The sequence below is a fragment of the Pseudomonas sp. GW823-FHT02C05 genome (assembly GCF_058797595.1).
This window is the reverse complement of sequence record NZ_JBXAJU010000004.1, coordinates 668,139-681,058: the sequence shown is the minus strand read 5'-3', so window position 1 is coordinate 681,058 and position 12,920 is coordinate 668,139. Positions and strand designations below refer to the sequence as shown.

General features: G+C 58.0%; 14 protein-coding genes. All 14 read left to right on the top strand.

Translation table 11 applies throughout. The features are described from left to right. The first annotated feature begins 2 nt into the window (after nucleotides 1-2). The 14 genes from AC1RGE_RS24560 to AC1RGE_RS24495 all read left to right on the top strand — a co-directional run bounded on the left by AC1RGE_RS24560 (nucleotide 3) and on the right by AC1RGE_RS24495 (nucleotide 12,866). The gene (locus AC1RGE_RS24560) at nucleotides 3-824 is read left to right on the top strand and encodes a phytanoyl-CoA dioxygenase family protein (RefSeq protein ID WP_072443371.1); all 822 of its coding nucleotides are present in this window, start codon (nucleotides 3-5) and stop codon (nucleotides 822-824) included. 546 nt (nucleotides 825-1,370) lie between these two features. Beyond that, on the top strand, nucleotides 1,371-3,263 hold the full coding sequence (gene mnmG, locus AC1RGE_RS24555; protein WP_011064390.1) for a tRNA uridine-5-carboxymethylaminomethyl(34) synthesis enzyme MnmG: 1,893 nt from the start codon (nucleotides 1,371-1,373) through the stop codon (nucleotides 3,261-3,263). A 5-nt stretch (nucleotides 3,264-3,268) separates the two neighbouring features. Beyond that, nucleotides 3,269-3,904 (top strand): 16S rRNA (guanine(527)-N(7))-methyltransferase RsmG, encoded by a 636-nt coding sequence (gene rsmG, locus AC1RGE_RS24550; protein ID WP_177190984.1) that lies wholly within the window; start codon nucleotides 3,269-3,271, stop codon nucleotides 3,902-3,904. Nucleotides 3,905-3,922: 18 nt separating this feature from the next. After that, the gene (locus AC1RGE_RS24545) at nucleotides 3,923-4,720 is read left to right on the top strand and encodes a ParA family protein (RefSeq protein WP_011064388.1); all 798 of its coding nucleotides are present in this window, start codon (nucleotides 3,923-3,925) and stop codon (nucleotides 4,718-4,720) included. A 9-nt stretch (nucleotides 4,721-4,729) separates the two neighbouring features. Further along, nucleotides 4,730-5,602 (top strand): ParB/RepB/Spo0J family partition protein, encoded by an 873-nt coding sequence (locus AC1RGE_RS24540; protein ID WP_011064387.1) that lies wholly within the window; start codon nucleotides 4,730-4,732, stop codon nucleotides 5,600-5,602. 148 nt (nucleotides 5,603-5,750) lie between these two features. After that, a complete protein-coding gene (locus AC1RGE_RS24535; protein WP_492585167.1) occupies nucleotides 5,751-6,158 on the top strand; it encodes a F0F1 ATP synthase subunit I in 408 nt (135 codons plus the stop codon). Nucleotides 6,159-6,174: 16 nt separating this feature from the next. Next, nucleotides 6,175-7,047, top strand: a complete 873-nt coding sequence (gene atpB / locus AC1RGE_RS24530) for a F0F1 ATP synthase subunit A (protein WP_011064386.1) — start codon at nucleotides 6,175-6,177, stop codon at nucleotides 7,045-7,047. 132 nt (nucleotides 7,048-7,179) lie between these two features. Further along, nucleotides 7,180-7,437, top strand: coding sequence for a F0F1 ATP synthase subunit C (gene atpE / locus AC1RGE_RS24525; protein WP_002555987.1), 258 nt, complete (start codon nucleotides 7,180-7,182; stop codon nucleotides 7,435-7,437). A 57-nt stretch (nucleotides 7,438-7,494) separates the two neighbouring features. Further along, complete coding sequence (locus AC1RGE_RS24520) at nucleotides 7,495-7,965, top strand: F0F1 ATP synthase subunit B (protein ID WP_011064385.1); 471 nt, start codon at nucleotides 7,495-7,497, stop codon at nucleotides 7,963-7,965. Between the two features lie 12 nt (nucleotides 7,966-7,977). Next, nucleotides 7,978-8,514 (top strand): F0F1 ATP synthase subunit delta, encoded by a 537-nt coding sequence (locus AC1RGE_RS24515; RefSeq protein WP_011064384.1) that lies wholly within the window; start codon nucleotides 7,978-7,980, stop codon nucleotides 8,512-8,514. A 21-nt stretch (nucleotides 8,515-8,535) separates the two neighbouring features. Continuing rightward, the gene (gene atpA, locus AC1RGE_RS24510; protein WP_011064383.1) at nucleotides 8,536-10,080 is read left to right on the top strand and encodes a F0F1 ATP synthase subunit alpha; all 1,545 of its coding nucleotides are present in this window, start codon (nucleotides 8,536-8,538) and stop codon (nucleotides 10,078-10,080) included. A 50-nt stretch (nucleotides 10,081-10,130) separates the two neighbouring features. Beyond that, on the top strand, nucleotides 10,131-10,991 hold the full coding sequence (gene atpG, locus AC1RGE_RS24505) for a F0F1 ATP synthase subunit gamma (RefSeq protein WP_011064382.1): 861 nt from the start codon (nucleotides 10,131-10,133) through the stop codon (nucleotides 10,989-10,991). Nucleotides 10,992-11,018: 27 nt separating this feature from the next. Beyond that, complete coding sequence (atpD, locus tag AC1RGE_RS24500; RefSeq protein ID WP_011064381.1) at nucleotides 11,019-12,395, top strand: F0F1 ATP synthase subunit beta; 1,377 nt, start codon at nucleotides 11,019-11,021, stop codon at nucleotides 12,393-12,395. Between the two features lie 45 nt (nucleotides 12,396-12,440). Continuing rightward, entirely contained in the window at nucleotides 12,441-12,866 is a 426-nt protein-coding gene (locus AC1RGE_RS24495; RefSeq protein ID WP_011064380.1) for a F0F1 ATP synthase subunit epsilon, read from the top strand. The last annotated feature ends 54 nt before the right edge of the window (nucleotides 12,867-12,920 follow it).

Genomic DNA, 12,920 nt, shown 5'->3' with positions numbered 1-12,920 from the left:
CCATGGGATCGTTCGAGTTGCCGCCTACAACCATTGAAGCCTTTCAGCGCGATGGCGCTGTGTGCATTCGCCAACTGTTCAGCAGCGATGAAGTCGGCCTGCTGGAGCAGGGGATCGAGCACAACCTGGCGTTTCCCAGCGAACGGGCCAAGGTCGCCAGCCGTCCGGACGACCCTGGCTGGTTCTTCGAGGACTTCTGCAACTGGCAAGAGAACCCGGCCTATCGGCAGTTCATCTTCCAGAGCCGGGTTGGCCATGTGGCTGCGCAACTGATGGGCAGCGATCAGGCTCGCCTGTATCACGACCACCTGCTGGTCAAGGAACCCAATACCCGGCAACGCACGCCCTGGCACCAGGACCAGCCGTACTACAACGTCGAAGGCCGTCAGAACTGCAGCATGTGGATGCCGGTGGACCCGGTGGCCCGGGAATCGACCCTGGAGTTCATTGCCGGCTCGCACCTGGGGCCCTGGCTGATGCCGCGAACCTTTCTCGACAACCAGGCCAGGTGGTTCCCCGAGGGCAGCCTGGCTGATCTTCCGGACATCGAGGCCGATCGTTCAGCATGGAACATTCTGGGCTGGGAACTGCAGCCCGGCGACGCAGTGTTTTTCCACATGCTGACCCTGCATGGGGCCGGCGGTGTAGGCGGAAATAGACGGCGACGGGCGTTTTCCCTGCGTTTTCTCGGAGAAGACATGCGCCATGCCCCGAGACCATGGCGAACCTCACCGGAGTTCCCCGGCCTGGTCGAACAGTTGGCCGCCGGCGCCGCTCTGGAGCATGAGCTGTTTCCACGTTTGTGGCCTCGCGACCTGGCCTGAACGGTCATTTATCCACCGGCAGGTCGCGCTCGCGGCCTGTCTTTTCGCGTTATCCAGCTTCCATTTTCGTTCTTTGCCCTGGGCGAAGGGGGGTAGCTGTGGGCGTCTATCAGTGGAAAGCAGGTTTTTCTGTGGATTAAGCCCTGTGAATAACTGCCCTTCAGCTCAGTTGATAACCGGGCTCCAAAACTGAGGAAAACCACCCCTGTGGATAACCACCCCATTCATCCACAGGCTTAAACCGGTTATCCAAGGGCCTCATGGCTACCTAATCACAGAGTTTAAAATCTCTGTACACAAGGTAAATAGCGGTGTGTAGCGATCTATCCACAGATAGGGTGGTGTATAAGAATAAACATAAAAACAAGGTTTTAATAAATCTCTCTCTTTTAATTTCTATTGTCCGCCAGTCATCCACAGCTGGTTAAATTTTGTGCAAAGGGTTCTTTAGAAAGGTCGAAGTCCCTATACTTGCCGCCTTGGTCCAGAAACCAACCCGACAACTACTCCTAATTACTCCTACTTGAAGCAGGCACGAGGTGCGTGGTGGATTTCCCTTCCCGTTTTGAAGTGATCGTCATCGGCGGCGGTCATGCCGGTACCGAGGCAGCACTTGCATCAGCACGCATGGGGGCAAAAACCCTGTTGCTGACGCATAACGTGGAAACCCTCGGTGCCATGAGCTGCAATCCCGCGATCGGCGGCATTGGCAAGAGCCACCTGGTCAAGGAAATCGATGCCCTGGGCGGCGCGATGGCCATGGCTACAGATAAGGGCGGCATCCAGTTTCGCGTGTTGAACAGCCGCAAAGGCCCAGCCGTGCGCGCTACCCGCGCCCAGGCCGACCGCATTCTGTATAAGGCAGCTGTTCGCGAGATTCTGGAAAACCAGCCCAACCTGTGGATATTTCAACAGGCGGCTGACGACCTGATCGTTGAACAGGATCAGGTCCGTGGTGTTGTGACCCAGATGGGCCTGCGTTTCTTCGCCGAATCCGTGGTGTTGACCACCGGTACCTTCCTCGGCGGACTTATCCACATCGGTATGCAGAACTACTCCGGCGGTCGTGCTGGTGATCCGCCCTCGATTGCCCTGGCGCAAAGACTTCGGGAACTGCCTCTGCGTGTCGGCCGCCTGAAAACCGGCACACCGCCGCGTATTGATGGCCGTTCTGTGGATTTCTCGGTAATGACCGAGCAACCCGGCGATACCCCGATTCCCGTGATGTCGTTCCTGGGGTCGAAAGAGCAGCATCCACCGCAAGTCAGTTGCTGGATTACCCACACCAACGCCCGCACCCACGAAATCATTGCTTCGAACCTCGACCGTTCGCCGATGTACTCCGGGGTGATCGAAGGTATTGGCCCGCGTTACTGCCCGTCGATCGAAGACAAGATCCATCGCTTTGCCGACAAGGAAAGCCACCAGGTCTTCATCGAGCCCGAAGGCCTGACCACCCACGAGCTGTACCCGAACGGGATATCCACCTCCCTGCCATTCGACGTGCAACTGCAGATCGTGCAGTCGATTCGCGGCATGGAAAACGCCCATATCGTGCGCCCGGGCTATGCCATCGAGTACGACTACTTCGACCCGCGGGACTTGAAGTACAGCCTGGAAACCAAAGTCATCGGTGGCCTGTTCTTCGCAGGCCAGATCAATGGCACCACCGGCTATGAAGAAGCCGGTGCCCAAGGTTTGCTGGCCGGGGCCAACGCGGCACTGCGTGCTCAGGGCAAAGACAGCTGGTGCCCGCGTCGCGACGAGGCCTATATCGGGGTACTGGTGGATGACCTGATTACCCTGGGCACCCAGGAACCGTACCGGATGTTCACGTCCCGGGCGGAATACCGCTTGATCCTGCGTGAAGACAACGCCGACCTGCGTCTGACCGAAAAAGGTCGCGAACTGGGGCTGGTGGATGACGTGCGCTGGGCCGCTTTCTGCAAGAAACGCGAAGGCATTGCCCAGGAAGAACAACGTTTGAAGTCCACCTGGGTTCGTCCGGGTACCGAGCAGGGTGATGCCATTGCACAAAAATTCGGCACGCCGCTGACCCACGAATACAACCTGCTGAACCTGCTGAGCCGTCCGGAAATCGACTACGCTGGTCTGGTCGAAGTGACCGGGCAGGGCGCTGAAGATCCGCAGGTCGCCGAACAGGTCGAGATCAAGACCAAGTACGCCGGCTACATCGATCGCCAGCAGGACGAAATTGCTCGCCTGCGCGCCAGTGAAGACACCAAATTGCCTGTGGATATCGATTACAGCGGTATTTCCGGCCTGTCGAAGGAAATCCAGAGCAAGCTCGGCGCGACCCGCCCGGAAACCCTGGGCCAGGCCTCGCGGATTCCCGGTGTGACCCCGGCAGCGATCTCCCTGTTGATGATTCACTTGAAAAAACGCGGCGCGGGCCGTCAGTTGGAGCAAAGCGCTTGAGTTCTATGGTCACCCCACAACACGCGGATGAGTTATCCACAGGCGCTCGCCAGCTCGGCGTCGAGCTGAGCCAGACCCAGCACCAATTGCTGCTGGGTTACCTGGCCCTGTTGATCAAGTGGAACAAGGCCTACAACCTCACTGCGGTGCGCGATCCCGATGAAATGGTCTCCCGCCATCTGCTCGATAGCCTGAGCGTGATGTCGTTCATCGAAAACGGCCGCTGGCTGGACGTCGGCAGCGGTGGCGGCATGCCCGGCATCCCGCTGGCGATCCTGTTTCCCGAGTCGCAAGTCACCTGTCTGGACAGCAACGGCAAGAAAACCCGCTTCCTGACCCAGGTCAAACTCGAACTCAAGCTCGAAAACCTGCAAGTTATCCACAGTCGGGTCGAAGCCTTCACCCCTGAGCAGCCTTTCAACGGGATCATTTCCCGGGCGTTCAGCAGCATGGAGAACTTCACCAGCTGGACCCGCCACCTGGGCGACCGCGATACACGCTGGCTGGCAATGAAGGGCGTCCATCCCTCGGATGAGCTGTTAGCATTGCCGGCAGACTTCCACCTCGATAGCGAACACGCCTTGGCCGTACCCGGTTGCCAAGGCCAACGCCATCTGCTGATACTGCGCCGCACGGCATGATTGGGAACACAAGCAAGAATGGCTAAGGTATTCGCGATAGCGAACCAGAAAGGTGGCGTGGGCAAGACCACCACCTGCATCAACCTCGCAGCATCCCTGGTAGCGACCAAGCGCCGGGTGCTGTTGATCGATCTTGATCCACAGGGCAACGCCACCATGGGTAGCGGTGTGGATAAACACGGTTTGGAAAACTCGGTCTATGACCTGCTGATCGGTGAGTGCGACCTGGCCCAGGCCATGCATTTCTCCGAGCACGGCGGTTACCAGTTGCTGCCGGCCAACCGCGACCTGACGGCCGCGGAGGTGGTGCTGCTGGAAATGCAGATGAAGGAAAGCCGTCTGCGCAGCGCCCTGGCGCCAATCCGTGAAAACTACGACTACATCCTGATCGACTGCCCGCCGTCGCTGTCGATGCTCACCCTCAACGCCCTGGTCGCCGCCGATGGGGTCATTATCCCCATGCAGTGCGAGTACTACGCGCTGGAAGGTTTGAGCGACCTTGTGGATAACATCAAGCGCATCGCCGAACTGCTCAACCCGGAGCTGAAGATCGAAGGCTTGCTGCGCACCATGTTCGACCCGCGCCTGAGCCTGATGAACGATGTTTCCGCGCAGCTCAAGGAACACTTCGGCGATCAGCTGTATGACACCGTGATTCCGCGCAACATCCGTTTGGCCGAAGCGCCGAGCTACGGTATGCCGGCGTTGGCGTACGACAAACAATCCCGTGGCGCGCTGGCCTACCTGGCCCTGGCGGGCGAGATGGTTCGCCGGCAACGTAAACAATCGCGCGTCGCAGCCGCCCAGCCAACTTAAGGAATCCCCATGGCCGTCAAGAAAAGAGGTCTCGGACGTGGACTGGATGCACTGTTGAGTGGTCCGACTGTCAGCGCACTGGAAGAACAAGCGGTGCAGGCCGACCAGCGTGAGCTGCAACACTTGCCCCTGGACCTGATCCAGCGCGGCAAGTACCAGCCGCGTCGGGACATGGACCCGCAAGCGCTGGAAGAACTGGCGAATTCGATCAAGAGCCAGGGCGTGATGCAGCCGATCGTGGTCCGGCCCATCGGTGGTGGTCGTTTCGAGATCATTGCCGGCGAGCGCCGCTGGCGCGCCAGCCAGCAGGCTGGTCAGGAAACCATCCCGGCGATGGTCCGCGATGTGCCGGATGAAACCGCCATCGCCATGGCTCTGATCGAGAACATCCAGCGTGAAGACCTCAACCCCATCGAGGAGGCGGTGGCCCTGCAGCGCCTGCAGCAGGAATTCCAGCTGACTCAGCAACAGGTCGCCGAAGCCGTGGGCAAGTCCCGCGTTAGCGTGGCCAACCTGCTGCGCCTGATCGCCTTGCCTGAGGTGATCAAGACCATGCTGTCCCACGGCGACCTGGAAATGGGTCATGCCCGTGCATTGCTCGGATTGCCGGAAAATCAACAGGTTGAAGGGGCGCGACACGTTGTCGCACGAGGCCTCACCGTGCGCCAGACCGAGGCCCTGGTTCGCCAGTGGCTGAGCGGCAAACAGGAACCTGCTGAACCGGTCAAGCCAGACCCGGATATCGCCCGTCTCGAGCAGCGTCTGGCCGAGCGCCTGGGCTCTGCGGTGCAGATCCGCCACGGCAAGAAGGGTAAAGGTCAGCTGGTGATCGGCTACAACTCCCTGGATGAGCTGCAAGGCGTCCTCGCTCACATCCGCTGAAACATTTCCTTATGTAGCGCGCAGTCGGAAATCACTACCCGGCAGTTGAATAGGGGCTGAACCGCCCCTATACTCTGCGCGCATTTTGTCGGCACAAATTATGCCAAGTTAATGAATTCTGGCAGCCGACCCTTGAGGAGCAAGAGCGATGGAAACCCGCACGCCAAACCGCTTGCCGTTTCATCGCTTGGCGGTTTTTCCGGTTTTAATGGCTCAGTTGATCATTTTACTGATAGCCGCTCTGGCGCTCTGGCAATGGCGTGGAGTCGTAGCCGGATACTCAGGCCTTTGCGGAGGACTGATAGCCTTGCTACCCAATGTGTATTTCGCTCACAGGGCATTTCGGTTTTCCGGCGCCCGAGCGGCCCAAGCCATCGTCCGGTCTTTTTATGCCGGTGAGGCGGGCAAACTGATTTTGACGGCGGTGCTGTTTGCACTGACGTTTGCAGGTGTGAAGCCATTGGCGCCGCTGGCTGTATTCGGCGTCTTCGTGCTGACCCAACTGGTCAGCTGGTTCGCTCCCCTGCTAATGAGAACAAGACTTTCGAGACCTTAGGGCGTTTGAGGCAACCATGTCAGCAGAAACAACCGCTTCGGGCTATATCCAGCACCACTTGCAGAACCTGACCTTCGGTCAGCTACCCAATGGGAGCTGGGGCTTTGCCCACTCCGCAGCAGAAGCCAAGGAAATGGGCTTCTGGGCATTCCACGTCGATACCCTCGGCTGGTCTGTCGCACTGGGTGTGATCTTCATTCTTCTGTTCCGCATGGCGGCCAAGAAGGCGACTTCCGGCGTGCCGGGCGCTTTGCAGAACTTCGTTGAAGTCATGGTTGGCTTCGTCGATGGCAGCGTGAAGGACAGTTTCCACGGCCGCAGCCCGGTGATCGCACCGTTGGCTCTGACCATTTTCGTCTGGGTGTTCCTGATGAACGCCATCGACCTGGTACCGGTGGACTGGATTCCACAACTGGCCATGTTGATCTCCGGCGACCAGCACATTCCGTTCCGTGCCGTATCCACCACTGACCCGAACGCCACCCTGGGCATGGCCCTGTCGGTGTTTGCGCTGATCATTTTCTACAGCATCAAGGTCAAGGGCATCGGCGGCTTCATCGGCGAACTGACCCTGCACCCGTTCGGCAGCAAGAACATCCTGGTTCAGGCGCTGCTGATTCCGGTGAACTTCCTGCTTGAATTCGTGACCCTGGTTGCCAAGCCGATCTCGTTGGCACTGCGTCTGTTCGGCAACATGTATGCCGGCGAACTGGTGTTCATCTTGATCGCTGTGATGTTCGGCAGCGGCCTGCTGTGGCTCAGCGGCATGGGTGTGGTTCTGCAATGGGCGTGGGCTGTGTTCCACATCCTGATCATCACCCTGCAGGCCTTTATCTTCATGATGCTGACCATCGTCTACCTGTCGATGGCGCACGAAGAGAACCATTAAGACCAGTCTCGACTAGTCTGATGTCCCTCTCGTTGCGGCGAGAGGGGGCCCATCTCGGGTCAATGAAACGATTTGTTTTACCGCTTTAATCTAAAAAACCTAAACCATACGACGTAAAAGTCGGGAGGAAAGATGGAAACTGTAGTTGGTCTAACCGCTATCGCTGTTGCACTGTTGATCGGCCTGGGCGCACTGGGTACCGCAATTGGTTTCGGCCTGCTGGGCGGCAAGTTCCTGGAAGGCGCAGCGCGTCAGCCAGAAATGGTTCCAATGCTGCAAGTTAAAATGTTCATCGTTGCCGGTCTGCTCGACGCCGTAACCATGATCGGTGTTGGTATCGCTCTGTTCTTCACCTTCGCAAACCCCTTCGTTGGTCAACTCGCTGGCTAATCACTCGATTCTTCGAGTTGATTGGTGTGACGGACAACGAACGAGCGAGGTGTTGGCGTGAACATTAATGCAACCCTGATTGGCCAGTCCGTTGCGTTCTTAATTTTTGTATTGTTCTGCATGAAGTTCATTTGGCCTCCGGTCATTGCAGCTCTGCACGAACGTCAAAAGAAGATCGCGGATGGACTGGACGCTGCCAGCCGAGCAGCTCGTGACCTGGAACTGGCCCAAGATAAAGCGGGTCAGCAACTGCGCGAAGCTAAAGCTCAGGCAGCTGAAATCATTGAGCAAGCCAAGAAGCGCGGTTCTCAGATCGTCGACGAAGCCCGTGAACAGGCTCGTGTCGAAGCTGAACGTGTGAAGGCTCAGGCTCAGGCCGAGATCGAACAGGAACTGAACGGCGTCAAAGACGCGCTGCGCGCCCAACTGGGCAGCCTGGCAGTCAACGGCGCAGAGAAGATCCTGGGTGCCACAATCGATCAAAACGCGCACGCAGAGCTGGTTAACAAACTGGCTGCTGAAATTTAAGCGAGGGCGATCATGGCAGAACTGACCACGTTGGCCCGACCTTACGCTAAGGCGGCCTTCGAGCACGCTCAGGCCCACCAGCAGCTGGCCTCTTGGTCAGCCATGCTCGGCCTGGCTGCAGCGGTGTCACAAGATGACACCATGCAGCGCGTGCTTAAGGCCCCGCGACTGACGAGCGCAGAAAAGGCCAGCACTTTTATCGAAGTGTGTGGCGACAAGTTTGATGCACAGGCACAGAATTTCATTCACGTTGCCGCCGAAAACGACCGTCTCCTGCTGTTGCCGGAGATCTCCGCTCTGTTCGACCTGTACAAGGCCGAACAAGAGAAATCGGTGGATGTGGATGTGACCAGTGCGTTCGCATTGAACCAAGAACAGCAAGACAAACTCGCCAAGGTTCTCAGTGCACGGCTCGGCCGGGAAGTGCGACTGCACGCTGCGGAGGATGCCAGCCTTATTGGTGGCGTCGTAATCCGCGCCGGCGACCTGGTTATCGATGGCTCGATTCGCGGCAAACTCGCGAACCTTGCCGAAGCATTGAAATCTTGAGTTTGAAGGGGCAGCAGAGCAATGCAGCAACTCAATCCTTCCGAAATAAGTGAAATTATCAAGGGCCGCATCGAAAAGCTCGATGTGACCTCCCAAGCCCGTAACGAAGGCACTGTCGTCAGCGTATCTGACGGCATCGTGCGGATTCACGGTCTGGCCGACGTTATGTACGGCGAGATGATCGAGTTTCCGGGCGGCGTCTACGGTATGGCCCTCAACCTGGAGCAAGACTCCGTAGGTGCCGTTGTATTGGGCGCGTACACCAGTCTGGCTGAAGGCATGAGCGCCAAGTGCACAGGCCGCATCCTCGAAGTTCCGGTTGGTAAGGAACTGCTGGGTCGCGTAGTCGACGCACTGGGTAACCCCGTTGACGGCAAAGGTCCGCTGAACAACACCGAGACCGACGCGGTCGAGAAAGTTGCTCCAGGCGTGATCTGGCGTAAGTCGGTAGACCAGCCTGTACAGACTGGCTACAAGGCTGTCGATGCCATGATCCCAGTCGGCCGTGGCCAGCGTGAGCTGATCATCGGTGACCGTCAGATCGGTAAGACCGCTCTGGCGATCGACGCGATCATCAACCAGAAAGACAGCGGCATTTTCTGCGTCTACGTGGCTATCGGTCAGAAGCAATCGACCATCGCCAACGTGGTTCGCAAGCTCGAAGAAAACGGTGCACTGGCTAACACCATCATCGTTGCAGCGAGCGCTTCGGAATCTGCAGCACTGCAGTTCCTGGCTCCGTACTCCGGTTGCACCATGGGCGAATACTTCCGTGACCGCGGTGAAGACGCGCTGATCGTTTATGACGATCTGTCCAAGCAAGCAGTGGCCTACCGCCAGATTTCCCTGCTACTGCGCCGTCCACCAGGCCGTGAAGCCTACCCAGGTGACGTGTTCTATCTCCACTCCCGTCTGCTGGAGCGCGCATCCCGCGTTTCCGAAGAGTACGTAGAGAAGTTCACCAACGGCGCAGTGACTGGCAAGACCGGTTCCCTGACCGCTCTGCCGATCATCGAAACCCAGGCTGGCGACGTTTCCGCGTTCGTTCCGACCAACGTGATCTCCATCACCGACGGTCAGATCTTCCTGGAATCGGCCATGTTCAACTCCGGGATCCGTCCTGCTGTGAACGCCGGTGTTTCGGTATCCCGTGTGGGTGGTGCCGCTCAGACCAAGATCATCAAGAAGCTGTCCGGTGGTATCCGTACCGCTCTGGCTCAGTACCGTGAACTGGCGGCATTCGCCCAGTTCGCTTCTGACCTGGACGAAGCGACCCGTAAGCAACTTGAGCATGGTCAGCGCGTTACCGAGCTGATGAAGCAGAAGCAATATGCGCCGATGTCCATCGCCGACATGTCCTTGTCCCTGTACGCCGCTGAACGTGGCTTCCTGACGGACGTCGAGATTGCCAAAGTTGGTAGCTTCGAACAGGCCATGATTGCTTACTTCAACCGCGATCACGCCGACCTGATGGCGAAGATCAACGTGAAGGGTGACTTCAATGACGAAATCGACGCTGGCCTGAAAGCCGGTATCGAGAAGTTCAAAGCCACCCAAACCTGGTAAGCCGCAGCGGGAGCCGCAAGGCTCCCGCTTGCTAACCTGATAGGTGTTACATGGCAGGCGCAAAAGAGATTCGCAGTAAGATTGCGAGCATCAAAAGCACGCAAAAAATTACCAGCGCCATGGAAAAAGTGGCGGTCAGCAAAATGCGCAAGGCACAAATGCGCATGGCTGCTAGCCGTCCTTATGCGGAGCGCATCCGCCAGGTTATTGGTCATCTGGCCAACGCCAACCCGGAATATCGTCACCCGTTCATGATCGACCGTGCTATCAAGCGCGTCGGTTACGTTGTGGTGAGCAGTGACCGTGGTCTGTGTGGTGGCTTGAACACCAACCTGTTCAAGGCCCTGGTCAAGGACATGGCGGTAAACCGCGAACAAGGCGTCGAGATCGATCTGTGTGTGGTCGGTAGCAAGGGTGCGGCCTTCTTCCGCAACTTCGGCGGTAACGTCGTTGCAGCTATCAGCCATCTGGGTGAAGAGCCGTCGATCAATGATCTGATCGGCAGCGTCAAGGTGATGCTGGATGCGTACCTGGAAGGCCGGATTGACCGCCTGTCCGTGGTATCCAACAAGTTCATCAACACCATGACCCAGCAGCCGACCGTGGAGCAGTTGATTCCACTGGAGGCAACCCCGGATCAAGAACTCAAGCACCACTGGGACTACCTCTACGAACCGGATGCCAAGGAGCTGCTGGACGGCTTGATGGTCCGTTACGTGGAGTCGCAGGTCTACCAGGCGGTGGTCGAGAACAACGCAGCTGAACAAGCGGCGCGGATGATCGCAATGAAGAACGCTACCGACAACGCCGGTGATTTGATCAGCGATTTGCAGCTGATCTACAACAAGGCGCGTCAGGCTGCGATCACCCAAGAGATCTCGGAAATCGTCGGCGGCGCTGCCGCGGTTTAACGGTTCAAATATTCAGAGGATCCAGCTATGAGTAGCGGACGTATCGTTCAAATCATCGGCGCCGTTATCGACGTGGAATTTCCACGCGACAGCGTACCGAGCATCTACGACGCCTTGAAGGTTCAAGGCGCCGAAACCACTCTGGAAGTTCAGCAGCAGCTGGGCGACGGCGTGGTGCGTACCATTGCGATGGGCTCCACCGAAGGCTTGAAGCGCGGTCTGGACGTCAACAACACTGGCGCAGCCATCTCCGTACCGGTCGGTAAAGCGACCCTGGGCCGGATCATGGACGTACTGGGCAACCCAATCGACGAAGCCGGTCCTATCGGTGAAGAAGAGCGTTGGGGCATCCACCGTCCAGCACCTTCCTTCGCAGAACAGGCAGGCGGCAACGACCTGCTGGAAACCGGGATCAAGGTAATTGACCTGGTTTGCCCGTTCGCCAAGGGCGGTAAAGTCGGTCTGTTCGGTGGTGCCGGTGTAGGCAAGACCGTAAACATGATGGAACTGATCCGTAACATCGCCATCGAGCACAGCGGTTATTCCGTGTTCGCCGGTGTGGGTGAGCGTACTCGTGAGGGTAACGACTTCTACCACGAGATGAAGGACTCCAACGTTCTGGACAAAGTGGCACTGGTCTACGGCCAGATGAACGAGCCGCCGGGAAACCGTCTGCGCGTAGCCCTGACCGGCCTGACCATGGCCGAGAAGTTCCGTGACGAAGGTAACGACGTTCTGCTGTTCGTCGACAACATCTACCGTTACACCCTGGCCGGTACCGAAGTATCCGCACTGCTGGGCCGTATGCCTTCCGCAGTAGGCTACCAGCCGACCCTGGCTGAAGAGATGGGCGTTCTGCAAGAACGTATCACTTCGACCAAGCAAGGCTCGATCACCTCGATCCAAGCGGTATACGTACCTGCGGACGACTTGACCGACCCGTCGCCAGCGACCACCTTCGCCCACTTGGACGCCACCGTCGTTCTGTCCCGTGACATCGCTTCCCTGGGTATCTACCCAGCGGTAGACCCACTGGACTCGACTTCCCGTCAGCTGGACCCGAACGTGATCGGCAACGAACACTACGAGACCGCTCGCGGCGTTCAGTACGTACTGCAGCGTTACAAAGAGCTGAAGGACATCATTGCGATCCTGGGTATGGACGAGCTGTCGGAAACCGACAAGCAGTTGGTATCCCGCGCTCGTAAGATCCAGCGCTTCTTGTCGCAGCCGTTCTTCGTGGCTGAAGTCTTCACTGGTTCTCCAGGCAAATACGTTTCCCTGAAAGACACCATCGCTGGCTTCAAAGGCATCCTCAACGGTGACTACGACCACCTGCCAGAACAAGCGTTCTACATGGTCGGCGGCATCGACGAAGCGATCGAGAAAGCCAAGAAACTGTAATCCCGGCGCCCGGCAACGGGCGCTAATTTAGGTTGAGGCAAGCAGATGGCTATGACAGTCCATTGCGATATCGTCAGCGCGGAAGGGGAAATCTTCTCCGGTCTGGTGGAGATGGTGGTTGCGCACGGTGAACTGGGTGATCTTGGTATCGCTCTGGGTCACGCACCGCTGATCACCAACCTGAAGCCAGGTCCGATCCGCTTGATCAAGCAGGGCGGGGAAGCCGAGGTGTTTTACATCTCCGGTGGTTTCCTCGAGGTTCAGCCGAACATGGTCAAGGTTCTTGCCGACACCGTGCAACGTGCTGCCGACCTGGACGAAGCCTCCGCTCAGGAAGCCGTCAAGGCTGCTGAGAAGGCCCTGAATGAAAAAGGCGCAGATTTCGACTACGGTTCTGCTGCTGCACGTCTGGCCGAGGCCGCAGCTCAGCTGCGTACCGTCCAGCAGATCCGCAAGAAGTTCGGCGGCTAAGCCGCAGGCTTTCTGTGTGATTGATTAAAAAGGGTAGCCTCGGCTACCCTTTTT